Here is a 26,442-nt window from a genome sequence, read left to right as displayed (position 1 = left end):
TTTTCAGTAAAAAATTTATTTTTGCACAAACTAAACAGATAACAGATGTATTGGACATTAGAATTAGCATCTTATTTAAGTGATGCGCCATGGCCTGCTAACAAAGACGAACTTATTGACTACGCTATTAGAGCTGGTGCTCCATTAGAAGTAGTAGAAAACCTTCAATCAATCGAAGATGAAGGCGAGATATATGAATCAATGGAAGAAATTTGGCCTGATTATCCAACAGACGAAGATTATCTTTGGAATGAGGATGAATATTAAAAAAATAAACCAAATGAAAAAGTCTCATCACAGAGACTTTTTTTTTGGTTCAAATACATATAAAATAATAAAGAAATACAATAAATCATGAGTTTCATAAACAGTATTATTAAAGTCTTTGTAGGTGATAAATCACAGAAAGATGTCAAAGCTTTACAACCTTATTTAAATAAAATTAAAACATTCGAAACTCCGTTAATGAGTCTTTCAAACGACGAATTAAGAGGAAGAACTGTTTATTTTAAAGATAGAATCAAAGAAGCTAGAGCTGACAAAGATGCTAAAATTGCTTCGCTTAAAGCAGAAGTAGAAAACATCGAAGACATCGACAAAAGAGAAGATCTTTATGATGCTATTGATGCTCTTGAAAAAGAGGCTTATGAAATCTCAGAAAAAACTTTATTGGAAATTCTTCCAGAAGCATTTTCTGTAGTTAAAGAAACCGCTCGTCGTTTTAAAGAAAACTCACATATTGAAGTTACTGCAACTCCAAAAGACCGTGAATTTTCAGCAGCTAAACCATACATTACTATTGAAGGCGACAAAGCAATCTGGGCCAATAAATGGAATGCAGCAGGAAAAGATATCACATGGGACATGATTCACTATGATGTTCAGCTAATTGGTGGTATGGTATTGCACGAAGGTAAAGTTGCCGAAATGCAAACAGGGGAAGGTAAAACTTTAGTGGCTACTCTTCCACTTTATTTAAACGCTTTGACAGGAAACGGAGTTCACTTAGTAACTGTGAATGACTACTTGGCAAAACGTGATAGTACTTGGAAAGCACCTTTATTCGAATTCCACGGTTTATCTGTTGACTGTATCGACAATCACCAGCCAAGTACAGAACAAAGAAAAAAAGCTTACGATGCTGATATCACTTATGGAACCAACAACGAATTTGGTTTTGACTACTTAAGAGATAACATGGCGCACTCGCCTAGCGACTTAGTTCAAAGAAAACACAATTTTGCAATTGTCGACGAGGTTGACTCTGTATTGATTGATGATGCTAGAACACCACTTATCATTTCAGGACCGGTTCCTCAGGGAGATCGTCATGAATTCAACGAATTGAAACCAAAAATCGAAAACTTAGTTGCACAACAACGTCAGTTAGCAAATGGTTTCTTGGCAGAAGCTAAAAAATTAATCAAAGAAGGCAATACTAAAGACGGAGGTTTCCAATTATTAAGAGCTTACAGATCTTTACCAAAGAATAAAGCATTAATTAAATTTTTAAGTGAAGAAGGAATCAAACAATTGCTTCAAAAAACTGAAAATCAATATATGCAAGACAACAATCGCGAAATGCATAAAGTTGACGAAGCTTTATACTTTGTGATTGAAGAAAAAAACAATCAAGTAGAATTGACAGACAACGGTATCAAATACCTTTCTGGAGATACTGATTCTGATTTCTTCGTTTTACCAGACATTGGAACAGAAATCGCTGCAATTGAAAAACAAAAACTAGACAAAGACGCTGAAGCAGAAGCTAAAGAAAGATTGTTCCAAGATTTTGGTGTAAAAAGCGAACGTATCCATACTCTTACTCAGCTTTTAAAAGCGTATGCTTTATTTGAAAAAGATGTAGAGTATGTTATCATGGACAACAAAATTATGATTGTCGATGAACAAACAGGTCGTATCATGGACGGACGTCGTTACTCTGACGGTCTGCACCAAGCGATCGAAGCAAAAGAAAACGTAAAAATCGAAGCTGCAACTCAAACTTTTGCAACTGTTACATTGCAAAACTACTTTAGAATGTACAGCAAATTAGCTGGAATGACGGGTACTGCCGTAACTGAAGCTGGTGAGTTATGGCAAATCTATAAATTGGATGTTGTTGAAATTCCAACAAATAAAGGAATTGCAAGAATTGACAAAGAAGATTACATCTACAAAACAACTCGTGAGAAATTCAACGCAGTAATCGAAGACGTAACAGAATTATCACAAGCAGGAAGACCAGTATTGATTGGAACAACTTCTGTTGAGATTTCAGAATTATTAAGCCGTATGCTTAAAATGAGAGGAATCACACACAATGTATTGAATGCTAAAATGCACAAGCAAGAAGCACAAATCGTGGAAGAAGCTGGTAAAGCTGGAGTTGTAACAATCGCAACAAACATGGCTGGTCGTGGTACCGATATTAAATTATCTCCAGAAGTAAAAGCTGCAGGAGGTTTAGCAATCGTTGGTACTGAGCGTCACGATTCTCGTCGTGTGGACAGACAGTTACGTGGTCGTTCTGGTCGTCAGGGAGATCCAGGAAGTTCTCAATTCTATGTTTCTCTTGAAGACAACTTAATGCGTTTATTTGGTTCTGAAAGAGTAGCGAAAGTAATGGACAGAATGGGATTGAAAGAAGGTGAAGTTATTCAGCATTCTATGATGACTAAATCTATCGAACGTGCTCAGAAAAAAGTAGAAGAAAACAACTTTGGTGTTCGTAAACGTTTATTGGAATATGATGACGTAATGAACTCACAGCGTGAAGTAGTTTACAAACGTCGTCGTCACGCATTGTTTGGAGAGCGTTTGAAACTGGATATTGCAAACATGCTTTATGATACTTGCGAATTAATCGTAAGCAATAATAAAGTAGCGAATGATTTTAAAGGATATGAATTTGATTTAATTCGTTATTTCGGAATCACATCTCCAATTTCTGAAGCTGATTTCACAAAATTATCAGACATCGAAGTTACCGGAAAAGTATACAAAGAAGCTTTAGCTTTCTATACTGAAAAAACAGAAAGAAGCGCTAGAGAAGCTTTCCCAATCATTAAAGGAGTTTTTGAAGAACCAAACAACCATTTCGAAAGAATTGTAGTTCCATTCACTGACGGAATCAAAACTTTGAATGTAGTTACAGACTTGAAAAAAGCATACGAAAGCCAAGGTGCTCAATTGATCGCTGATTTCGAGAAAAACATCACATTGTCAATTGTAGATGAAGCTTGGAAAAAACACCTACGTAAAATGGATGAATTGAAACAATCTGTTCAATTGGCTGTTCACGAGCAAAAAGACCCATTGCTTATCTATAAATTAGAAGCTTTCAATTTGTTTAGAGGAATGTTGGACAACGTTAACAAAGAAGTTATTTCATTCTTATTCAAAGGTGATTTGCCTGCTCAAAACGTTAGCTCTGAAATTCACGAAGCGAGAGAAGTTCGTCAAGCAGAGAATTTACAATTAAGCAAAGACGAAATTCCTAACAGCGAAAGCATTAACCGTGAGGCTGGAGAAACTCAACAACGTCAAGTTACTGAAACGATCGTTAGAGATATGCCAAAAATCAACAGAAATGACACTGTTGTAGTACAAGAAATTGCTACTGGCAAAACAGAAACAATGAAGTACAAAAAAGCTGAAGCTTTACTAGCAGCTGGAACTTGGGTTTTAATTAACTAATATTTCTATTTAAAACAGTAAACATAAGTAGACCCGACAGATTTTTGAAAGCTGTCGGGTTTTTCTTTTCTAAAAATCCCTCGTTGCTGTTTTTTAACATTAAATGACAAAAATCATTCTTGTAAATAATATTTATAATGTATTTTTGCTCTCGAAAACAACGAAACACATTTTGAAACGATTTTTCGTCATATTTCTTTCTTGCATGCTATTAGTTCCTTCTTTTGGCAGTTTCTTTGTTTATACCTCCTTCAAATTAAATCAGGAAGAAATTTCAAAAACAATCTGTGTACAACGTAAAATGGTTTTCAATAGTTGTAATGGTCGTTGCGAACTTCAAAAAAGCTTAAAAAAATACGCAGACAACGAAAAAAGAATGCAAAACAATCTGAAAGAAAAAGCAGAAGTAGTTTACATTCAGACTTCAATCTTACACAACTTCAAATTGACAGGAATTATAGAATCGAAAGCAAAAATTTTTGCTTCATTCGATAAAAAACCTATTGCAATCGCAAATTCAATTTTTCACCCTCCATCCTATTTTATATAAATTTTAAAAGTCATAACAATAAGACTTACAGTTCATAGCTTATGGCTTATTGCCTATAGCTTATAGCTTATAGCTTAATTTATATAATCCAAAATGAAAAAAATATACTTTACCCTATTCATCATGGGGCAATGTGTTTTTGCGCAAAACAAAATAGCGCAAGACACAACAAAATCGCACGAACTTGAAAATGTTTTTGTGACAGCAAATCGTACAGCAACTTTAAGAAAAGAAACGCCTGTTGCCATAAGCAAACTGACAGCTAAAACCATTAACGAAGCCAAAGCAACTGCAGTTTATGAAATCATAAATAAAACTCCGGGAGTTTTGATGGTAAATCTAGGAAACGAACAGCACATGATGTCTATTCGTCAGCCTATGACCACAAATGCTTACTATCTATATTTAGAAGATGGACTGCCAATTCGCCCTATGGGAATTTTCAATCACAATGCTTTATTAGAAATAAATCAATATAATTTACAAAGTATTGAAGTTGTAAAAGGGCCAGTTTCTTCTTTATACGGACCTGAAGCTGTGGGCGGGACAATTAATTTGATTTCGATAAAACCACCAGTTGATCCAGAATTCAAATTCGGAATCCAAGCTGACAATTATGGCTATAAAAGATTTCAGGCTGCAGGAGGTGCAACAATTGGAAAAGTTGGTTTTCATATTGCTGGAATTTCAAGTTTGCAGGAAAATGGCTGGATGACGTATTCTGACTATAATAAAAATAATCTGAATGCGAGAATTGATTACAACATTTCGCCTTCTACCCGATTGATCAGCAATATTATGTACGGAAAGTATTATTCAGACATGAGTGGCACTGTAAACGAAGAAGCTTTCAACAACAGAACATATAAAAGCACTTCTGATTTCACTTATAGAAAATCTGATGCGTTGAGAACCCGTTTAACACTAGAACACGATTGGAACGAAAATTCTAGCAGTTACATTACAGCTTATTTACGTGACAATAAATTAGGCCAAAATCCCTCTTACGGAATCAAATGGAGTCCAACAGTAAATCCGACAACAGCCAAAGGCGAAGTAAATTCGAACAACTTTAAAAGCTATGGCGCAATTGGACAACACACACAAAAATTTGATTTCTTGAATACTAAAATTGTTGCTGGCGCTTTATACGATTATTCGCCTGTAACATATTGGTCGTACGTGATTGATTTAAAAGCCAATTTAAATCCGGGGGAACCGGGAAAACAAACCGTTAATTCATATGAAATAATTGCTGAACATCCGGATTCTAAACTTTCAGATTATACAGCAGATATTTTCAACACGGCTGGTTATGCGCAAATCAGTTTTAATCCTATTGAAAAATTAGTGGTAACAGTTGGTGGGCGTTATGACAACATGAAAGTGAATTATGACAATGCAATTGACCTTTCTACAGGAAGCAAAGTGTACGACAAATTTACTTTTAAGGCTGGAGCAAATTATAATCCGGTAGAATTTGCTGGGTTTTACGGGAACTATTCTCAAGGTTTTGCGCCTCCTGGAATTACATCAATTTTCAGAGCTAAACCGGGAACTGGCGGTACATCAGGAGTTCCTGCCGAATTTTATTATAACTTAAAACCGGCAGATTTTGATAATTATGAAGTTGGCGGATGGTTTTCTTTCTTCCAAAACAAATTAAACCTTGATTACGCTTTTTATTATATGGAAGGTAAAAATGAATTACTAAACATCAAACTTCCAGATAATTCAACCGATTATCGTTCTGCTGGAGAAACGCGTCATAAAGGAATTGAGTTTGGCGCTTCATACAAACCTTCAAGACAGTTCAATATTCGCGTGGGCGGTACTTATGCCCAACATACGTATATCGATTTTAAACTTTCAGACAAACCATCAGATCCTATTCAGGATTTAAACGGAAAAGAAATGCCATCTGCTCCAAAATGGTCAGGAAATTCAGAAGTGAGTTATTATCCAAATTGGCTTCCAAATCTAAGAACTTCAATTGAATGGCAACTTGTTGGCAGTTATTATCAAGATCAGATCAATACTGTAAAATACGATGGCTACAATATTTTCAATGCCCGAATTGGTTACCAATGGAAAAAAATTGAGATTTACGGAAACGTGCTGAATCTTACAGATAAATTATACGCTTACAATGTTTCTAGAACCAATGTTGCCAATGCTCAGCCAACTTATACCGCAGCTGCACCGAGAACTTTTGTATTCGGAATTCAATATAATTTCTCATTAAAAAAATAAAAATAAAATTTCGCCACAGATTAAAATGATTGACACAGATTAAATAATCTTTTCTAATCTTTTAAATCTGTGGCAAAAAAAAAAATTGACCATGAGTAAAGAAACACATAAAAAATCTTCGAAGAGGAAAGATTCCAAATTCATCAAAAAAATCAAACAAAACATGTACAAATGGCATCGTGTTATTGGGTTGATCACAATTGTTCCCGTAATTTTCTGGACCTTTTCTGGTTTGATGCATCCTTTTATGGCGCACTTTTTCAAACCTGAAATTGCTCACGACAAAATCGAACAACCTATAATCGACAAAAATCAATTGCAATATTCTATTCAGGAAGTTTTGCTGAAAAATGAAATATCGCAATTCAAAAACTTCAGAATTGTCAATTTTAATAACGCGACTTATTATCAAGTAAAAACTATTATTGGCGAACTTTGGTATTATGATGCTTCAACGGCCAAAAAATTAGAAAACGGAGATCAAAAATACGCGGAATGGCTTTCGCGTTATTTCTTAGACGATCAAAAAAGTCCTGTAAAAAACAGTGAAATTGTAACCGAATTTACTTCGCAATACAAATATGTAAATCGTTACTTGCCAGTTTACAAATTAAGTTTTGACCGTTCAGATGCCATGCAGGTATATGTAGAAACCTCATCGAGCAAACTGGCAACTTATAATCCAACTTCGCGACAATTTTTTATCTGGTTTTTTGACACGTTTCACAATTGGTCATTCGTAGATGCAATAAGCAACAACAGCGTCCGAATTATTACAATGATTTTCCTTTTGTCAATTATTGGATTTTCTGCCTTGAGCGGCATCTTAATTTATGGTTTGCTTTGGAAACAATTCAAAAAAACAGATAGTTTAGCGCCAAAAAAAGGTTTGCGAAAATACCATCGTCAAATTGGAATTTGGATTTCGCTTTTTACATTGACTTTTGCTTTCAGTGGCGCGTATCATGCCACTACAAAATGGGCGCCTTATACGTTGTCGCAAATGGTTTACGAACCAACTTTTATAACTAAGGAAATTCCTGGCGGAAACAACAATTTAAATTTAGATTGGAATCGATTTCAAAATAGCAGTCTTATTACGCTGAATGACACGACTTATTACAGATGTCAATTGCTTGAAAAAGACACAAAAAGATTCAAAATGCCAAAAGATTCAAAATGGAATAAAAAAGAAGATCCAAAATATGAAGTTATTTACATCAATGCCACAACAAACAAAATTGCACCAAATCTGGATTTAGAATATGCTGAATTTTTAGCTTACTATTTTACTGATGGCGCTCCAAAAGCTTCTTGTTGCGAAATGATTGACACATCTGAAGATGATTCTCAACCTTCTTTTGAAAACATTAAATTACTTGAATCAAAAGTCTTGACCGATTTTGACAGTCGAGAATATGGTTTTGTAAACAAAAGACTTCCTGTTGTAAAACTGGCTTATGACACACCTCAAAAAACAACTTATTTTATTGAAACCGCAACATCGAGATTGGCAGCTGTTGTAAGCAATTCAGATCGAGTTGAGGGTTATTCTTTTGCTATTCTGCATAAATTTTTATTTATGGATTGGGCAGGAAAAAACATTCGCGATCTGACAACAGTTTTAGCGGCACTTTCTATTTTAATTGTCAGTGTTTTAGGTTTTATTCTTTTTTTGAAAAAATAGTTGAAAGATGCTAAGATCCTGAGTTTCTATTCTTAGTAACTCAGAATCTTAGTAACTTTAAATTTATCTCGGATTATCTTGATAATATCTTGCCTCGATTCGTTTAATATCTCTTATTGAATTTTTGGCCCAATCTAAACGCTTCACTAAAATTTCTTCTTCAGATAATTGCCATTTGATATCAGATCTTCTAAGTCTGTTTGTCAAATTCTGAATCACGATTGCGGCAGAAACCGAAATATTCAAACTTTCAGTAAAACCAACCATTGGTATTTTTAAGAAACCATCAGCGTTGTCCATTATTTCTTGCGACAGACCTTCTTTTTCTGTTCCGAAAAACAAGGCACTTGGTTTTGTGATGTCGAAATCTTCCAACATCGAATCTTTTTCATGTGGTGTCGTTGCAATGATCTGATACCCTTTGCTTTTTAAATCAGTAAGGCATCCCGAAACCGAATCAAATCTATTGATATCGACCCATTTTTGAGCGCCAAGAGCAATTTCTTTGTCAATTCTTTTCCCGAAACGCTGTTCGATTACATTTAATTCTTGGATTCCAAAAACCTCACAGCTTCGCATTACCGCACTCGTATTGTGCATTTGAAAAACATCTTCCACAGCAACTGTAAAATGTTTGGTACGATTTTCTAGAACATGCAAAAACCTTTCTTTACGGTTTTCGGTTAATATATTTTCAAGGAATGCCAGGTAATCTAAATCAATCATTTCGTATTTATTTCCGGCAAAAATAACAATAATTGTCATATCGAACAAAGCGACTTCTTATAGACACAAATTCATTTATAGATTTAAACTGGTATGGTTTGAGTCCTCATTATACTTAAATCGGTTATTTTTACTAATTGGAAAAATTCAATCCATTTTCATTTCTTACTAACTACAACCAAACAGCAACTTTTTAATGAAACCACATTTTCACAAAATCCTTTTTTTTCTTCTTTTTATCTCATTTTCCTGTATCGCACAACAAAACATTGAAATTCCGGTAGGCAATGGCTGGAGCAGCAATTCTGTCAATACGGTAAAATTCAGAAAAAATGCTTTGACGACTTTTAAAAATTTTCAGTTTATAGCTTATTACGATAATGACGGCTATGTTGTTTTAGGCAAAAGAAAATTGAATTCGGCGAAGTGGGAAATTGTAAAAACACCTTATACCGGAAATGTGAAAGATGCACATAACACGATAAGCATTGCAATTGATGGCGATGGCTATTTACACATCAGTTGGGATCATCACGATACAAAACTTCGATATGCAAAAGGTAAATCACCATTAAGTTTAGATTTAGGAAGAGAAGAATCAATGACCGGAATTGCCGAACAAAAAGTAACGTATCCCGAATTTCACAATCTGCCAAATGGAAATTTATTGTTTTTTTACCGCTCGGGCGCTTCGGGACGAGGAAATATGATCATCAATTCGTATTCGATAAAAGACAAAAAGTGGTCTCAAATCCAAAGCAATTTAGTAAATGGCGAAGAACAAAGAAGCGCCTATTGGCAAGCAAAAATAGATCAAAAAGGCACCATTCATCTTTCATGGGTTTGGAGAGAAAGCTGGGATGTTTCAACCAACCATGATATTTGTTATGCCCGCTCAAAAGACGGAGGTTTAACTTGGCAAAAATCAAACGGAGAAAAATACAATTTGCCCATAACGGTTGCATCGGCAGAAATTGCTTGGAAAATCCCTGAAAAATCAAGTTTAATTAACCAAACTTCAATGACGACGGATGAAAACGGAAATCCATATATTGCCAATTATTGGAGTGAAAACGGCATTCCGCAATTTCAGATTGTTTATTTAGAAAACGGTATTTGGAAAAAATCAAATACAGGCTTCAGAAAAACTTCCTTTTATTTAGGCGGTGGCGGAACGAAAAAAATCCCAATTTCCAGACCTGATTTATTGATTAAAGAAGAAGGCAAAAAACACAATTTGTATCTTCTATTCAGAGATGCTGAAAGAGAAAACAAAGTTTCAGTCGCTTACACCAATTTAGGCGAAAACAATCCTTGGAAAGTAACCGACTTAACCACAACATCGATAGGTGAATGGGAACCGAATTATGATATTTCGCTTTGGGAAAAACAAAAAAAACTTCATATCTTTCTTCAAAATGTAAATCAAGTTGATGGCGAAGGATTGGCAAAATCTGAACCAACTATGGTAAAGGTTTTGGAAGTAAATCAGTTGCCGAAATAACATAATCAATCTGTTGGCTATAAAAAACTTTAACACATAGAGATATAGTTTTTATGTCGAAAAAAAGAATCCAAAAAAAAACAAGTTTCCACACATAGCTAAACTATGTGAATTTAAGTTAGTGAAACGCCTTTTAAAAGCTTCTAAAACTATGTTTCTATGTGTTAAAAAGTACCTCGCCAAATTATAATTAAGAAAAATGAAAAAGAAATTAGTCGTTTTAACTGGAGCTGGAATCAGCGCTGAAAGCGGGATCAAAACGTTTCGAGATAGTGATGGTTTATGGGAAGGTCACGATGTGATGGAAGTCGCAACTCCTGAAGGTTGGCATAAAAATCAGGAATTGGTTTTGGATTTTTATAATAAGAGACGCCAACAGCTTAAAGAAGTAAAACCAAATTTAGGCCACATTATTCTAGCCGAATTAGAAAAAGATTTCGACGTTCATATTATCACCCAAAATGTTGACGATTTGCATGAACGCGCCGGAAGCTCAAAGGTTTTGCATTTGCATGGCGAATTATTAAAAGTTCGAAGTGTACAAAATAAAAATCTGATTTTAGATTGGACAGAAGATTTACATACAGGCGATTTTGATACAAATGGATATCAATTGAGACCGCATATTGTTTGGTTTGGCGAAGAAGTTCCTGCATTAGAAGAAGCAATCGACATTACAGAAACCGCTGATTATTTTGCTGTAATTGGAACTTCATTACAAGTTTATCCTGCAGCGGGTCTAATTTCTTACGCACCAAGTACAACTCCGGTTTTTTATATTGATCCAAAACCAATTGCAATTCCGAATATTAGAAATAAAGTAGAAACGATTGCCAAATTTGCATCAGAAGGTGTTGCCGATTTGAGAGATCGTCTAAAATCTATCTAAACACATATAAATGACGTTTTTGATTACTTCAAATCGCTAAATTCTGTTTATATTTGCACCTTTCGAAAAAACAACATAACAATGACTACTCTAAACGAATTGAATGCTATATCGCCAATTGATGGAAGATATAGAAATAAAACTCAAAATTTAGCACCTTTTTTCTCTGAAGAAGCTTTAATAAAATATCGCGTTTTAGTTGAAGTGGAATACTTCATTTCTTTATGCGAGATTCCGTTGCCACAGCTAAAAGGCATTGATTCAGGTTTATTTGACAGCTTAAGAAACATCTATAAAAATTTCTCAACTGAAGATGCGCTTTGGATTAAAGAAACTGAAAAAGTAACCAACCATGACGTAAAAGCGGTTGAATACTTTATTAAAGATGCCTTTGAAAAATTAGGTTTATCTCAATACAAAGAGTTCATTCACTTCGGGTTAACTTCTCAAGATATTAACAATACTGCGATTCCGCTTTCTACGAAAGAAGCTTTTGAGCAAGTTTATATGCCAACTTTAATATCGGTAATTTCTAAATTAAAAGAATTAAGTGTTGAATGGAAGGACATTCCAATGTTGGCGCGTACGCACGGACAACCAGCATCTCCTACTCGTTTAGGAAAAGAAATTCTGGTTTTTGTGGAGCGTTTAGAAGAGCAAATGCGTTTGCTGTTCAACATTCCTTTTGCTGCTAAGTTTGGTGGTGCAACCGGAAACTTCAATGCGCACCATGTTGCTTATCCTCAAATTGATTGGAAACAATTCGGAACTAAATTTGTTGAAACTAGCTTAGGCTTGCAACATTCTTTCCCAACAACACAAATTGAGCATTACGATCATTTTGCTGCCTTTTTTGATGGTTTGAAAAGAATCAACAATATCATTATCGATTTAGATCGTGATATTTGGACGTATGTTTCAATGGATTATTTTAAACAAAAAATCAAAGCGGGCGAAATTGGTTCATCGGCAATGCCTCATAAAGTAAACCCAATTGATTTTGAAAACTCAGAAGGAAACTTAGGAATTGCAAATGCTATTTTCGAACATTTGGCTGCTAAACTTCCTATTTCAAGATTACAGCGAGATTTGACTGACAGTACTGTCTTAAGAAACGTTGGAGTTCCTGTTGGACATACAATCATTGCTTTTGAAGCAACTTTAAAAGGCTTGAACAAATTGCTTTTGAACGAAAGCAAATTTGCAGAAGACTTAGAGAAAAACTGGGCAGTTGTTGCCGAGGCTATTCAGACAATTTTACGTCGCGAGGCATATCCAAATCCGTATGAGGCTTTGAAAGGTTTGACTAGAACAAATGAAGCTATTGATAAAAACGCAATTCATAATTTCATTGCAACTTTAGAAGTTTCTGATAGTGTTAGAGCAGAATTATTAGCGATAACACCTAGCAATTACACAGGTATTTAAGAAAAACCTAAAATATTTTCCCAAAAAAAGCTATCTTTATCGAGATAGCTTTTTTTATTTAACTCAGACTCTTTTAGCCCAGATTGAAATGAAAAGCCTTTTGTGAAAAAAGCCATATTTTTTTGCAGGTACAGAGCGACCGGAGGAAGCTCCTGGAACTGCTTAAAAAATAGGCGTTTTGAACAAAAGCTTGAAATGGAAAGCTGGATTAGCTCCTGAAAAAAATACCACATTTTATATGATTGCATTAAACGCCGAAACTACCCACCATTTACAACCCTTAATCAGTGATTTGGGATTAATCCTGATGACTGCTGGAATTGCTGTTCTTATTTTTAAAAAAATGAAACAGCCTTTGGTTTTAGGATATTTGATTGCTGGATTTTTGGCAGGAAATCATTTTGATTTTTTTCCTTCGATTACGGATATGAAAAGTGTTGAAGTTTGGGCCGAAATCGGAGTTATCTTTTTGCTTTTCAGTCTAGGTCTCGAATTTAGTTTTAAAAAACTGATGAAAGTTGGAGGCACTTCCTCCATCACCGCCATAACTCAAATTATGTTCATGACCTTGATTGGTTACATGGTTGGCCAATGGATGGGTTGGGGAAAAATGGATAGTATTTTTCTTGGCGCAACACTCTCTATTTCATCCACAACTATTATTATTCGGGCATTTGATGAATTGGGAGTTAAAGGAAAAAAATTCGTTGGAATTGTATTTGGCGCCTTGATTGTCGAAGATATTGTGGCCATTTTGATGTTAGTTTTATTGTCAACGATTGCTGTTAGCGATCAGGTTTCAGGAACTGCTTTATTGCAATCGGTCTTAAAATTAGTTTTCTTTTTAATTATTTGGTTTTTAGGCGGCATCTTCATTATTCCTACGATTCTAAAAAAAGCAAAACATTTATTAAGCGATGAAATGCTCTTAATTATTTCACTTGCCTTATGCTTAATGATGGTAATGTTTGCTGCCAATGTTGGATTTTCACCAGCTTTGGGTGCCTTTATTATGGGTTCTATTATTGCTGAGACAACTCAGGCAGAAAAAATTGAACATTTGATTCAGCCTGTAAAAGATTTGTTTGGAGCAGTTTTCTTTGTATCGGTTGGAATGTTGATTAATCCAGTAACTTTGGTTGATTTTGCGCTTCCTGTTTTGATTATTACTTTGGTAACTGTTTTTGGAAAAGCATTAAGTTCTGCTTTTGGAGCTTTGCTTTCAGGACAGCCGTTAAAACAATCCGTACAAACCGGAATGAGTTTGGCACAAATTGGGGAATTCTCGTTTATCATTGCCACACTGGGAATGTCATTGAAAGTTACAAGTGACTTTTTATATCCAATAATTGTGGCAGTTTCAGCAGTTACTACATTTACGACGCCGTTTTTAATTAAATATTCTGAAACTTTTGCTTTGTTTTTAGAATCAAAAATGCCAAAAAGATGGGTTAAAAACATTAACCGTTATAGTATGAATGCGCAGGCGATTAAATCTGTTAGTACCTGGCAAATTGTATTGCGGGCTTCGGTAACGCAAATTATACTTCATACCATAATCATTACTGCTATTATTTTATTATCTGCCAAATTTGTTGCGCCTTTAGTGGCTGATACCCGATTTGGGAATACACTTGCAGCATTAATTACGTTAGTAATTATTGCTCCGTTTTTATGGGCACTTTCCTTACGAAGAGTAAAAGTGGATGAAGTTGAAATTTTGTGGGAAGAACGAAAATATCGAGGCGCGCTTTTAATGCTGATTTTAATCAGAATGAGTCTTGGTTTATTTTTTGTGGGCTTTTTATTGAATATTTTCTTCTCGCCTTTAGTTGCTTTTGTTGCACTTATAATTGCTATTGGAGCGTATCAAATATTTCCTAAAAAATTAAACGAGCAATATCATAAAATCGAAAATCACTTTTTGAAAAACCTAAACGATCGCGAAAACAAAAAAATCGATAGACGTTATGCCAATTTAATGCCTTGGGACGGTCACATGTCGTTTTTTGAAATTAAAAAAGAATCAAATCTAGTTGGCCAAACTTTACAGGAACTTAAAATCCGTGAGCAATTAGGAATTAATATCGCTTACATTAAACGTGGCGAAGTTACAATTCCAATACCGACCAAAACGGAACGTTTATTTCCAGGTGATGAAATTTGCGTAATTGGAACCGATGCACAAATTGCTGAATTCACGAAATTTCTAACTCAAAATGAAGTCGAACCACCTTCAAAAGTAGAAGAAACCGATATTGTTTTGCGTCAGCTTGAAGTGTCTCAAGATGAATTCATCAAAAAAAGCATTGGTCAGTTTAGAGCCAAAACCGACGGAATGGTAGTAGGAATTGAACGAAACGGAAACCGTATCTTAAATCCAGAATCGAGTTTAATATTAGAAAAAAATGACATTCTCTGGGTTGTAGGGGATAAAAAAAGAATGACGGCTTTGTTGGCTAGATAAGATTCTAAGTTTCTAAGATACTGAGATGCTAAGTTTTTTTTTAAAATAAGTAAAAAAACTTAGGCGTTAAGATTTTCATAAATGGAAAATCTTAACGCCTTTTGTCAATTCAGTACCTAACATACTCAAAATCTCAATATCTTAGAATCTCAATATCTTAGAATCTCAGCATCTTAGAAACTTATTTATTAGGCTGCGGTGTCAAACGCAAATAAGGTTTTATTGGAGTATGTCCTTTTGGAAATTTTGCTGGAATATCGCTGTCAGGAATAGCTGGAGCAATTACAACATCTTCTCCATCTTTCCAGTTTGCAGGAGTTGCAACACTATAATTTGCAGTTAATTGCAAACTGTCAATTACGCGAAGCAATTCGTCAAAATTTCTTCCTGTTGAAGCTGGATATGTTAAAGTCAATTTGATTTTTTTATCAGCACCAATCACAAAAACAGAACGCACTGTAAACTTATCACTAGCATTTGGATGAAGCATATCGTATAAAGTTGCTACTTTTTTATCTTCATCAGCAATAATTGGGAAATTAACTTCTGTATTTTGAGTTTCGTTGATGTCTTTAATCCACTCTTTATGAGACTCTAATCCATCTACACTCAAAGCAATAACCTTTGTATTTCTTTTATTGAATTCTGGAACGTAGTTTGCTACTGTTCCCAATTCAGTTGTACAAACCGGAGTAAAATCAGCTGGATGCGAAAATAAAACGCCCCATGAATCACCTAAATATTCATGAAAATTGATTGGTCCCTGTGTGGTTTCTGCATGAAAATCTGGAGCTATATCGCCTAATCTTAATGTTGACATAATTTATATTTTTTAGTTCCAATAAAATTAACCAAAAAATACATTAGGAAAACATTCAAAAGGTAAAAAAAAGTTAAAATTCTACCTTGTCGATATAATTAGTATTTTATTGCTAAATAAAACTAAGAATGAAGTACCAAAAAGCAAGGGTTACAAAGGAAATTGGAATCCCAAAACCAATCATCATACTGCTTAATTTTGGCTTTAATCCGTATGTTGATGCTAGGATTGCACCTGTAATCATGGGGGCCATTGCAGTTTCCATCAGTGTGATTTTTATGACCTCAGAATGTTGATCAAAAATAAACACATACAACACAAAAATGATGAAAGGAACTAAAAGCAATTTAAAAAAAAGTCCCAGTCGTAAAAACTTCCAATGCTGGCTCTTTCGATCAAAAGTCAATTGCAAACCAACTGAAAGCAATGCTAAAGGCGTTACCAAACTTCCAATTTTCAACAATATTGATTGAATACTTTCATTTAAATTATAATCAAAAATATTCATCAGACAGGCCAAAACAAACATTAAAAAGGGCGGAAACAAAATAATCTTTTTGAAAATCCCCAAAGCATTCAGACTGCCTTTAGAATAAAAAGCTGCTGTAAAAACACCCAGAGTTGAAACCACTACAAAAGTTCCCGGCTGATCTACTAGAACAGCTGTTTCCAAACCTTTTTTTCCAAACAAAGCTTCAATAATTGGATATCCAAGAAACGAACTGTTGCTTAATCCCGCTGTCAAAATCAGACAGCCAATTAATTTATTAGACCAGCCATTTCTTCTTCCTAAAAAATGAAAAAAGATAAAAGCTAAAATATAAGTAATCCACCCCGCTCCTATTGGAAACAACAATTCACTGCTCCATTTTATCTTTGGAATATGATATAAGGTAATCGCAGGAAGGCAAAAATAGATGACAATCTTATTAAGCGTCTTATAAATATGAGTAGGAAATTGTTTTACGTGCTGTAAAACTAAGCCCAGAGAAAGAAATAAAAATATTAGAATAAAGTTGTTCATATAATAAGATCAGGACAAAAATAGTTATTTCTGTATTAGTGATTAATGAAAAGTGAATGGTAATTAGCTCTTTTTTACAAATACTAACTATTGAATTTCTTTTGTTAGAAAGATAACATCACACTTTTGACTTTTGACTTTCGACTTTTGACTTTCAACTTTCAACTTTCAACTTTCAACTTCCAACTTTCAACTTTCAACTTCCAACTTTCAACTTTTGACTTTCGACTTTCGACTTTTGACTTTCGACTTTCGACTTTCGACTCACTCCTTAATTTCCAAAAAGTTAGTTAAAATTTATTTTCGTATTAAAAAACCTCTTACATTTGTAACATATTTTATTACAGTATGCTTTCAGGTAAATTTGCCATAACGATTCACATTCTTACTTTGCTCAATAAATTCCCAAATGATTATTTGTCGTCGGAATACATTGCGGGAAGCATGAATTTAAATCCTGTTCTGGTTCGAAAAGAAATTGCAAACCTAAAAGCACATCATATTGTAGAAAGTAAAGAAGGAAAAAATGGCGGAACAAAATTGGCTGTAGATTCATCTAAACTGACATTAAAAGAGATTTTTGAAATGACTTTTGAAACCATTGGTTTAGGTTATGCCAAAAATCAACCAAATCCTGATTGTCCAGTTGGAAAAAAAATCAATCAGAATCTGGATGCTTTATATGCCGAAATGAATCAAAAAGTCAGCACACAACTCGAAAAAATTTCATTAGAAGATTTTTCGAATCAGTTTTAAAACTATTTTTTTGACTTAAACTGTAACATTTTTTATTACTAAATAAATTTATATATTATGAAAATCGCACTTATTGGAGCTACAGGATTTGTTGGCTCAGCAATTTTAAACGAATTAGCAGACAGAAAACACGAAATTACAGCCATTGCAAGAACTCCAAAAGATACTGACAATGCAAAATGGGTTGCTGGAGATATTTTTAATGTTGATGCTTTAGCAGAAATTTTAAAAGGACATGATACCGTTATAAATGCTTACAATCCAGGTTGGACGAACCCAAACATCTATGATGATTTTTTAGCAGGATCAAAAGCAATTCAGGAAGCGGTAAAAAAATCTGGTGTTAAACGTTTTATAACTATTGGTGGCGCAGGAAGTTTATTTGTTGCGCCTGATTTACAAGCGGTAGATACTCCTGATTTTCCAAAAGAAATTTTTCCAGGTGCAAACGCTGCAAGACATTATTTGAATATTATCAAAGAAGAAAAAGATTTGGATTGGGCATTTTTTAGTCCGGCTTTTGAAATGCACGCTGGAACTAAAACAGGAAGAACAGGAAAATACCGTTTAGGATTAGAAAATCCAGTTTTCAATGACGAACAAAGAAGTATTTTATCTGTTGAAGATCTAGCAGTCGTAATTGCTGACGAAACAGAAAGTCCAAAACACCACCAAATTCGTTTTACTGCTGGATATTAAGTTTTAGGTTGCTGAGATACTAAGTTGCTAAGGCTTTCAAATTCTTAGTTTTTTTTGCCACAAATTACACTAATTTGTGGCAAACTTACCAACACAGTTTCAAAGGAGTATTTGTCTTTTGAAACTGTTTTTGTTTTCAGTACTTTTACGATACTAAAAAAGTATTTTGTCAAGCTTAAAGAAAACATCGAGTAGTTTAACTGAAAAAGCTGGAATTTCATCTCCTGAAATCACCAATGTTTCGGCTATAAATCAAATTAAGAACAAACGCAGACAACAGCCTTCTGCTCATGAATTGATTTCAGGAATTCTTTCTGGAAACAGAACCTCTCTAAGCCGTGCCATTACGCTTATCGAAAGTACTAATCCTGAACATGCCGAAAAAGCAAACGAAATTATAAACGGCTGTTTAGCTCAAGCTAATAAGTCAATTCGAATTGGGATTACCGGAGTTCCCGGAGTTGGAAAAAGTACTTTTATTGAATCTTTTGGAACCTTTCTTACTAATCTTGGCAAAAAAGTGGCTGTTTTGGCAGTTGATCCAAGCAGTTCTATTTCGCATGGAAGTATTTTGGGTGACAAAACCCGAATGGAAGAATTAGTGAAAGATGAAAATGCGTTTATTCGTCCGAGTGCTTCTGGAGAGACTTTGGGCGGTGTGGCTCGAAAAACCCGCGAATCGATTATTTTATGCGAAGCCGCTGGTTTTGACACGATAATTATCGAAACTGTTGGTGTTGGCCAAAGTGAAACTGCGGTTCATAGCATGGTTGATTTTTTTCTTTTACTAAAAATTTCTGGTGCCGGCGACGAACTTCAGGGCATCAAACGTGGCATTATGGAAATGGCAGACTCCATTGTGATCAACAAAGCTGATGGCGATAATGTGAAAAAAGCCAACCAAGCGAAATTAGAATTCAACAAAGCCTTACATTTATTTCCGCTCAAATCATCAAACTGGCAACCAAAAGTGACAACTTGTAGTGCTATTACAAAAGAAGGCATTTCAGAAATCTGGAACACTATTTCCGATTATTTTGAAATGACAAAACAATCCGGTTTTTTTCAAGAAAAAAGAAACGAACAAAATCAATTTTGGATGATGGAAACGATTAATGAACAGTTAAAACAAAACTTCTACAATCAATCGGAAATTATTTCATTATTGGAACAAAATAAAAAAGCAGTGCAAAATGATGAGATTTCACCTTTTGCAGCGGCTTCTGAGTTATTAAAATTTTATTTTGATAAAGGGACAAAGTGACAAAGGTTCAAAGTGGCAAAGTTTTCTCTGCTTCTTTAAACCTTTGTCACTTTGTTGCTTTGAACCTTTGTTACTTTGAACCTATTTTTTAGCTCTAAGTTTATATTTACTTTCTTTATACAAATTTCCTGCTGTAATTACATGAGCCAAAGCATCTTTTGCTAAATCTTCATTTAATTTTACAGGAATCAAAGTGGTGTCGTTTTTGATTTCAAACTGAAGCGGTTTCAAGTTCGGCTGCATAATAACCACCTGATTTTCTACTCTAAACGCATTGATATCATTAAACTGCATAATTGATCTTCCTTGTACTTTTGGATCTAATTTTGTCAAATTTCTTCCAACCATTGGCGTTTCAAATGGAATTCCTAAATAACCCAATAATGTTGGCGGAATATCTATCTGACTTGCTAATCTGTCGTAAACTGCACCTTTTGCAACTCCAGGTCCCATAATAAATGCTGGAATATGGAATTTATTAATTGGAACAAGATTTTTTCCGTATGTTCTTGTATTATGATCTGCAATTACGATGAAAATCGTGTTTTTAAAATACGCTTCTTTTTTAGCCATTTCAAAGAATTTCCCAATTGAAAAATCGGCATATTTCATGGCGTTATTAACTGTTGCCGGCTTTTTGTCATACGGTTTTATTCTTCCTGCAGGATATTCAAAAGGTTCGTGATTTGAAGTCGAAAACATTAAAGAGAAAAATGGCTTGTCTCCTTTTGACTTGAAATACTGATTAGCTTTAGTAACCAAATCTTCGTCTGAATAGCCCCAAGTTCCTTTGAAAGCATATTTATTTCCGTCTGATTCAAAATCGGTTTGATCTACAATATCGCTAAAACCATTTCCATTGAAAAATGACGCCATATTATCAAAATTGGCCATTCCGCCATAAATGAAGCTCGTATCGTATCCTTTTTGTTTTAAAGCATCGGCAAGGGTGAAAAATCCTTGTTGCGAATTACCCAATTTTACCACACTTTCAGATGGTGACGGCAAAAATCCAGTAACGACCGCTTCGATTCCACGAACACTTCTGGTTCCGGTACAATATAAATTAGTAAATAAAGTTCCTTCTTTTGATAATTTGTCAAATTCAGGAGTTAATGGCTTACCTCCTAAAATTCCAACATATTCGGCACCCAAACTTTCCTGAAGAAAAATCACCAAATTATATGGTTTTTGGATTACGGAGTCAGGTTGTTGAATGTGCAAAAATGGAATTTCAGCATCATTAAAATCATTTGGTCCAGCAATCATGTATTTTTTTACACGAGCGATCGCTTCAGCTTGATCCATTTTACCGTACATTTTTGTGTTTCCTTCATTCTTGATAGAATAAGCAGCAAACGCAACGGTATAAAATGAATTTAATCCCAAAGTATTGGTAAGCTGATCTGTAGAAAAAACAGCATTACTAGCATTGATTGGTCGTTTTGAAACCAAACTCGAACGTGCTCCAAAAAACAATAAAAATGCGACTAATGGAAAAATCATTAGCTTGAATTTATATTCTGTACTAATTGTATGAAAATATTTTTTCCCTTTTTTGAAAGCAAAATAAATCACAACGCCAAGAATTAAAAAAGTCACCATAATCGATGTCAAGTAACTTTTCAAAAGCATTCCGACAACTTCTTTCGGATAAATAAGATAATCAAGGAAAATCTTATTTGGACGCGTATCATATTGTTTTACAAAATCAGGAGAAGCCAATTCTACGAAAAGAATAAGAAACAAAAACAAGAAACTGTAAATCACCAAAAAAGTATTGGTAAACTTGAGCCATTTATTTGGCAAAAAAGTAATCAATACAGCCGGAAGGAATGATAAATAACATAGTAAAATCAAATCCATTCGAAGACCGATTGGAAATATATACCAGAAATTTGGTGTTTCGACTACTCTTTCTTTAAAAAGAAAAAATAAAAATATTCGGCTTAAAGTAGTAATCAGCAACCCAATTGTTATGAAATTAAAAATGGGTTTTAGGTAACTTAATTTTTTCATTAAATGATTTGACATTAATTTTTGATTCAAAGAGGAAAATAACGATTCGCAAAGTTTTTTCACGCTCCCGATAGCTATCGGGAGCGTGAAATAATTTTTTAGAATGTGCTTTGTGAAAAATTCTGGCATTAAATAAAAAACAGGCATCTAGGAGACGCACTGCAGTGCGCCTCTACTCTTCGTAACGGTTTATTTCTCTGTCGTAAAAATCATTAGCTTTTTCGATCAAGCTCTCCATTTCAGCATTTAATTCAGCTTCATCAAGATCTTCCGCTTCCTCTAAAAATTCAACCTCATCATCTTTTAAGTTGATAATAAATCGAGGATAATCAAGGTGAATGATGAAAATATCATCTGGAAAATCAGTATTGTCTCCAAGTAAAAATTTAGGTAATTCCATTTTTTTATGTTTAATCGTTTATTTGTTGAATTGCGTAATCGTTTATTTTCAGCTAATTGTTTAACCTTATCATTGTTTAAATAAACAGTTAAACACAAAAGTACAATTGTTTTATTCTTGAGAATGCTCCAAAACTAATTTTCTTGTTAAAGAAGCAAACCTAATATACAAAAATAATGCTGCGGCTGTTAGTCCAGCTAATAATCCTATCCATACTCCTTCAGCTTTTAATTCGGTATGTTCGCCCAAATAATATGAAATCGGGAAACCAATAACCCAATAGGCTACAAAGGTAATGTACATTGGGATTTTTACGTCCTGCAAACCTCGTAAAGCGCCAAGAACTACAACTTGAATTCCGTCTGAAATTTGAAAAACAGCTGCAATTAAAAGCAATTTTGATGCAATACTTATTACTTCGGTGTTATCCAAAACCTGCCCGCCGTTTTCCATATTTAAGAAAATGTACGGCAAATAGTCATGGAAAGCAATAAAGAAAATCGCAAAAACCGTTTCTAGTATGATGGCTAGAAGAAAAATCGAACGTGCCACGACAACCAGTTTTTTATAATCCATCAAACCTCTTTGATTGCTCACTCTGATCATTGACGTTACGCTTAATCCCATTGCAAACATAAAAGTCATTGAGGCCAAACTTAATGCAATTTGATTTGCGGCCTGACTTGTTTTTCCGATATTTCCACAAAGCCAGATTGAAGCTGTAAACAAAACCACTTCAAAAAGCATTTGCATGGCAGAAGGAAATCCGATGCTTACTATTTTTTTGATGGTTTCTTTTTTGATTTCGGAAAAACTGAAATCCTTGAAAAAGCGTTTCAAATCATCACGTCTTGAAAGCATAATGTGCATGAACATTACTAAAAATATTCTAGAAATTACAGTTCCAAGTGCCGCACCGATAATTCCCATTTTTGGAAAAATCCAAATTCCGTAAATCAGCACATAATTCATACCTACATGCAATACATTTGCCATAACCATGGCATACATTGAATATTTTGTAAACGACATTCCGTCCGCAAATTGTTTGTAACCTTGGTATATAATTAAAGGAATTAATGAAAACGCAACCCAGTCTAAATAAGGCTTTGCCAGTTCAATCACTTCTGCCGGTTGTTCCAACATTTCCATTATTGGCTTTGCCAAAACAATGATGCCAAAAAGAGATAATCCTAAAATGGCACATAAAAATAATCCATGATGAAAAGCAGAACGAATTTTTGCATCGTTTTTCTCGGCGTCGCCTTCGGCAACAATTGGCGTAATAGCAGTCGAAAAACCAATTCCAAGAGACATCGCGATAAAAATCATACTGTTTCCTAATGAAACTGCTGCCAGTTCAGTGCTTCCTAATTTTCCAACCATAATATTATCGACGATACCAATTAAAGTATGCCCGACCATTCCTAAAATCACAGGATACGCCAGTTTCAAATTATACGAAAACTCCTTTGTGTACTGCTTTAAATTCACTTCTATTTTATTTTGTCGGCAAAGATAGTCAGAAGCTCCGAATTCTGTCCTATCAATAAAAAGATATCCCATTTTTAAGGCAAAATTAAGCACACCCTAATATTATGTAACGATTTTTAAAAATTATATAACAAGCTCCAAAGCCCTTGATTATACTTTTACACTATTAATAATTCAAATATATAAGCCATGAGAAAAGTACAAATGATATGCCTAGCCGCTTTTGCATTTTTATTCGCCAACACCGCTTTTGCTCAAGAAAGTGAAGCAAAAAATTACGATCAGGGATTTAGATTAGGATTCGGGATCAATGGAGGAATTCCAACAGATAACGATTATGACTGGTCACTTGGCGGAGACGTTCGTTTACAATATGATTTGTCAAAAAAAACGTCACTAACCTTAACAACGGGATTTACCAATTTATTCATGGGAAAAGATGAACTTGGAAATAACGTAAAAGACCTTGGATTTATTCCTGCAAAAGCTGGATTCAAAGCCTTTGTTTGGGGAGACCAATTTTATGTTTTAGGTGAAGTAGGTGCCGGTTTTGCTGTGACAAACGGTTATGACAAAACCACTTTTTTATGGGCGCCAGGAATTGGATACGCTAACAAATATATTGATTTGAGCGTACGTTACGAAGATTATCACGATTTCAGAACCAATCAAGTAGCATTGCGTGTTGCTTATGGTTTCGACTTATAAAAGTTAAGGTTTAATTTATTTTTTTGTTTTTGGTATGAACCCAGCAGATTGCACAGTCTGCTGGGTTTGGTGTTTTATAAAAGTTCCTGTTTCCTTAAAAAATCAAACCCAAAAGGTTTTATCCCGAGGCTTCGGGACTGTCGGGTTTAGGGCAAATTCTAGCAAAATGTTAATTGAGAAATCTTTGTCAAAGTTTTAAACTTTGACAAAGTTAGCCATGCCGAAAAATTATCTAATTATCAAATTGCCACATTATCTAATTACTAGAATATTTTTTATCCGTAAGCGTTTTCATAAAGGCAATTAGTTGTTTTTTCTCTTTGTCAGATAAATTCAGTTTATCTTCTGGCAAAGTCTGATTTGGAACATCAAATCCTTTTCCTAAACCTCCGCCTTCGTTATAAAAATCAATTACTTCTTCGAGCGTTTTATACACTCCGTTATGCATATATGGTGCTGTAAGTTCGATATTTCTAATTGTTGGCGTTTTAAACGAATTTTTATGGATTGCGGCTTGCGTAATCACAAATTTGCCTAAATCACCATCGAGCTTTTTATTTTTATCTGGTAAGCCTAAAATTTCACTTTCTGATCGATCAAAATTTGGTGGAACAGTTCCGTTTGTAAGGGGAATAAAATGGCAGGTAGCACATTTGGCTTTTCCAGCAAATAAATTAAATCCTGCTTTTTCATCAGCTGTAAAAGCAGTTCTGTTCTGCATATAATTATCAAATTTAGAATCATATTTACTTAACGAACGTATATAGGATGCTAATGCATTTTTGATTGCAAATTCGTTTATTTCTCCCTTCGGAAAAGCTTTCTTAAAAGACTTTACATATTCCGCATTTTTTTGAATTGCCAAAGCCGATTTCTCCAAAGAACCGTGCATTTCATTTTCATTTTTGATAACCGCAATGGCCTGATCTTCGAGATAACTCACTCTTGAATCAGCAAAAAAAACGCGTTGAAAAGCAATGTTTGAAAGTGTCGGTGTATTGCGTTGCAACATCGATTTCCCGTCTAATGAAACTGCTCTTTCTAATCCGTCTGTAAATGCTTTTTCGGCGTGATGACATGATGCGCAAGAACGAGTGTTGTTTCCTGATAAAATAGGATCATTGAATAACTTTTTGCCTAATTCAACTTTTTCCGGTGTCGTTTTATAATCTGGAAAACCCGAGAAAGCTTCTGGATCAAATGCATCTTTATCAAATAAAGTCTGAGCTGTAACTTTTAGTCCACGTTGCTCTTTCATTAGAGAAATTCCCAATTCAGATTGCGTTTTAAAAAGTCCTTTGCTTAGCGGATTCAAAATTTCTTTGATAAAATAAGCGCGATCAAAAGCATTAAAATTGGTATTCGATTTCAGGTATTTTTTCCCTTTTTCAAAAGCTTGAAGTACTTGTTTCGAATTTGAAACCGATTGATCTTCCAGATAAACCCGATAATATTTTTCGATAGTTTCTAAAGATGCTAATGCTTCCGGAAGTGAATTTAGAACAACAGGCGAATCAAAACCTGTTATTCCCAAAGTTATAATTCGGTACACTTCTAATCGCATAGCATCAAAAACATGGGCATCTGTCAATTCATTGGAAGCTGAAACTTTTTCAAGTCGGGTCAAATTTGCTTCCAAAACACCTAATTCCTGAATCAATTCTTGTTTGTTTGCCTTGCTGTATTTCGGAAAAACCAATTCTTCAATAACCTGAAAACCTTCTGGCGGAACCGTTACTTTATCATTTTCTTCGAACTCAGGTATTGCTGGGCCATTGATGGCTTTAGAAACTGACGGCGAATAATATTCGCTTAGCAATTCGACTTTCTTATAATTTTGATGCGCTTCCAGAAATTGCCTCTGAATTTGAGCTTCAGTCGAATCTTCTTCAACAGAATATTTCAGTTTGGCGACTTTTTCAATAAGTGAAGTAATATCTTTCTGAAACAATTTATTTACTTCTTGATGTCTGTTTTTTTTCTGACAGCCAATTAATGTCGCCAAGAACAACAAACAATATATTTTTTTCATGATTTTATGACAATTTAAAAAGA

General features: G+C 34.4%; 20 protein-coding genes. 13 read left to right on the top strand and 7 right to left on the bottom strand.

The window, feature by feature from the left end:
• Positions 1-45 precede the first annotated feature (45 nt).
• The 5 genes from H600_RS0106335 (at position 46) to H600_RS0106310 (ending at position 8,189) form a co-directional block, all read left to right on the top strand.
• Positions 46-267 carry a DUF2795 domain-containing protein gene (locus H600_RS0106335; RefSeq protein WP_007138072.1) on the top strand — a complete coding sequence of 74 codons (222 nt, stop codon included), beginning with the start codon at positions 46-48 and terminating at the stop codon, positions 265-267.
• An 87-nt stretch (positions 268-354) separates the two neighbouring features.
• Entirely contained in the window at positions 355-3,699 is a 3,345-nt protein-coding gene (gene secA / locus H600_RS0106330; protein ID WP_026727995.1) for a preprotein translocase subunit SecA, read from the top strand.
• A 205-nt stretch (positions 3,700-3,904) separates the two neighbouring features.
• Entirely contained in the window at positions 3,905-4,249 is a 345-nt protein-coding gene (locus H600_RS0106320; protein ID WP_035108439.1) for a hypothetical protein, read from the top strand.
• 93 nt (positions 4,250-4,342) lie between these two features.
• On the top strand, positions 4,343-6,502 hold the full coding sequence (locus H600_RS0106315) for a TonB-dependent receptor (protein WP_026727993.1): 2,160 nt from the start codon (positions 4,343-4,345) through the stop codon (positions 6,500-6,502).
• 91 nt (positions 6,503-6,593) lie between these two features.
• The gene (locus H600_RS0106310; RefSeq protein ID WP_026727992.1) at positions 6,594-8,189 is read left to right on the top strand and encodes a PepSY domain-containing protein; all 1,596 of its coding nucleotides are present in this window, start codon (positions 6,594-6,596) and stop codon (positions 8,187-8,189) included.
• Between the two features lie 63 nt (positions 8,190-8,252).
• Here H600_RS0106310 and H600_RS0106305 read toward each other — a convergent pair whose 3' ends face one another.
• Entirely contained in the window at positions 8,253-8,915 is a 663-nt protein-coding gene (locus tag H600_RS0106305; RefSeq protein WP_026727991.1) for a TrmH family RNA methyltransferase, read from the bottom strand.
• Between the two features lie 196 nt (positions 8,916-9,111).
• Here H600_RS0106305 and H600_RS0106300 point away from each other — a divergent pair, with 196 nt between their 5' ends.
• The 4 genes from H600_RS0106300 (at position 9,112) to H600_RS0106280 (ending at position 15,203) form a co-directional block, all read left to right on the top strand.
• Positions 9,112-10,419 (top strand): BNR repeat-containing protein, encoded by a 1,308-nt coding sequence (locus tag H600_RS0106300; protein WP_026727990.1) that lies wholly within the window; start codon positions 9,112-9,114, stop codon positions 10,417-10,419.
• Positions 10,420-10,618: 199 nt separating this feature from the next.
• Positions 10,619-11,308 (top strand): SIR2 family NAD-dependent protein deacylase, encoded by a 690-nt coding sequence (locus H600_RS0106295; RefSeq protein ID WP_026727989.1) that lies wholly within the window; start codon positions 10,619-10,621, stop codon positions 11,306-11,308.
• A gap of 81 nt (positions 11,309-11,389) precedes the next feature.
• Entirely contained in the window at positions 11,390-12,736 is a 1,347-nt protein-coding gene (purB, locus tag H600_RS0106290; protein ID WP_026727988.1) for an adenylosuccinate lyase, read from the top strand.
• A gap of 238 nt (positions 12,737-12,974) precedes the next feature.
• The gene (locus tag H600_RS0106280; protein ID WP_026727987.1) at positions 12,975-15,203 is read left to right on the top strand and encodes a cation:proton antiporter domain-containing protein; all 2,229 of its coding nucleotides are present in this window, start codon (positions 12,975-12,977) and stop codon (positions 15,201-15,203) included.
• Between the two features lie 181 nt (positions 15,204-15,384).
• Here H600_RS0106280 and H600_RS0106275 read toward each other — a convergent pair whose 3' ends face one another.
• The gene (locus H600_RS0106275) at positions 15,385-16,023 is read right to left on the bottom strand and encodes a peroxiredoxin (protein WP_026727986.1); all 639 of its coding nucleotides are present in this window, start codon (positions 16,021-16,023) and stop codon (positions 15,385-15,387) included.
• A 112-nt stretch (positions 16,024-16,135) separates the two neighbouring features.
• Positions 16,136-17,047 (bottom strand): AEC family transporter, encoded by a 912-nt coding sequence (locus H600_RS0106270; protein WP_026727985.1) that lies wholly within the window; start codon positions 17,045-17,047, stop codon positions 16,136-16,138.
• A gap of 348 nt (positions 17,048-17,395) precedes the next feature.
• On the opposite strand from H600_RS0106270, the gene H600_RS0106265 reads away from it, so the two are divergent.
• From H600_RS0106265 to meaB, 3 genes are all read left to right on the top strand, one after another.
• Positions 17,396-17,803: an RrF2 family transcriptional regulator gene (locus H600_RS0106265; protein WP_026727984.1), complete on the top strand. Its 408-nt coding sequence runs from the start codon at positions 17,396-17,398 to the stop codon at positions 17,801-17,803.
• A 57-nt stretch (positions 17,804-17,860) separates the two neighbouring features.
• Entirely contained in the window at positions 17,861-18,502 is a 642-nt protein-coding gene (locus H600_RS0106260) for an NAD(P)-dependent oxidoreductase (protein ID WP_026727983.1), read from the top strand.
• 166 nt (positions 18,503-18,668) lie between these two features.
• On the top strand, positions 18,669-19,766 hold the full coding sequence (gene meaB, locus H600_RS0106255) for a methylmalonyl Co-A mutase-associated GTPase MeaB (protein WP_026727982.1): 1,098 nt from the start codon (positions 18,669-18,671) through the stop codon (positions 19,764-19,766).
• A gap of 81 nt (positions 19,767-19,847) precedes the next feature.
• On the opposite strand, the gene H600_RS0106250 is transcribed toward meaB, so the two are convergent.
• The 3 genes from H600_RS0106250 to H600_RS0106240 form a co-directional block, all read right to left on the bottom strand.
• Positions 19,848-21,800 carry an LTA synthase family protein gene (locus H600_RS0106250; RefSeq protein WP_245176542.1) on the bottom strand — a complete coding sequence of 651 codons (1,953 nt, stop codon included), beginning with the start codon at positions 21,798-21,800 and terminating at the stop codon, positions 19,848-19,850.
• 157 nt (positions 21,801-21,957) lie between these two features.
• On the bottom strand, positions 21,958-22,185 hold the full coding sequence (locus tag H600_RS0106245) for a hypothetical protein (protein WP_026727980.1): 228 nt from the start codon (positions 22,183-22,185) through the stop codon (positions 21,958-21,960).
• A gap of 111 nt (positions 22,186-22,296) precedes the next feature.
• Positions 22,297-23,679 (bottom strand): MATE family efflux transporter, encoded by a 1,383-nt coding sequence (locus H600_RS0106240; protein ID WP_026727979.1) that lies wholly within the window; start codon positions 23,677-23,679, stop codon positions 22,297-22,299.
• Between the two features lie 189 nt (positions 23,680-23,868).
• Here H600_RS0106240 and H600_RS0106235 point away from each other — a divergent pair, with 189 nt between their 5' ends.
• Entirely contained in the window at positions 23,869-24,387 is a 519-nt protein-coding gene (locus tag H600_RS0106235) for an outer membrane beta-barrel protein (RefSeq protein WP_026727978.1), read from the top strand.
• A 256-nt stretch (positions 24,388-24,643) separates the two neighbouring features.
• On the opposite strand, the gene H600_RS0106230 is transcribed toward H600_RS0106235, so the two are convergent.
• Positions 24,644-26,419: a cytochrome-c peroxidase gene (locus H600_RS0106230; protein WP_026727977.1), complete on the bottom strand. Its 1,776-nt coding sequence runs from the start codon at positions 26,417-26,419 to the stop codon at positions 24,644-24,646.
• Positions 26,420-26,442: the final 23 nt, after the last annotated feature.

It is taken from the genome of Flavobacterium denitrificans DSM 15936 (assembly GCF_000425445.1).
GTDB lineage: Bacteria > Bacteroidota > Bacteroidia > Flavobacteriales > Flavobacteriaceae > Flavobacterium > Flavobacterium denitrificans.
Note: the sequence above shows the minus strand (reverse complement) of the source record. Positions and strands in the feature narration are given on the sequence as shown.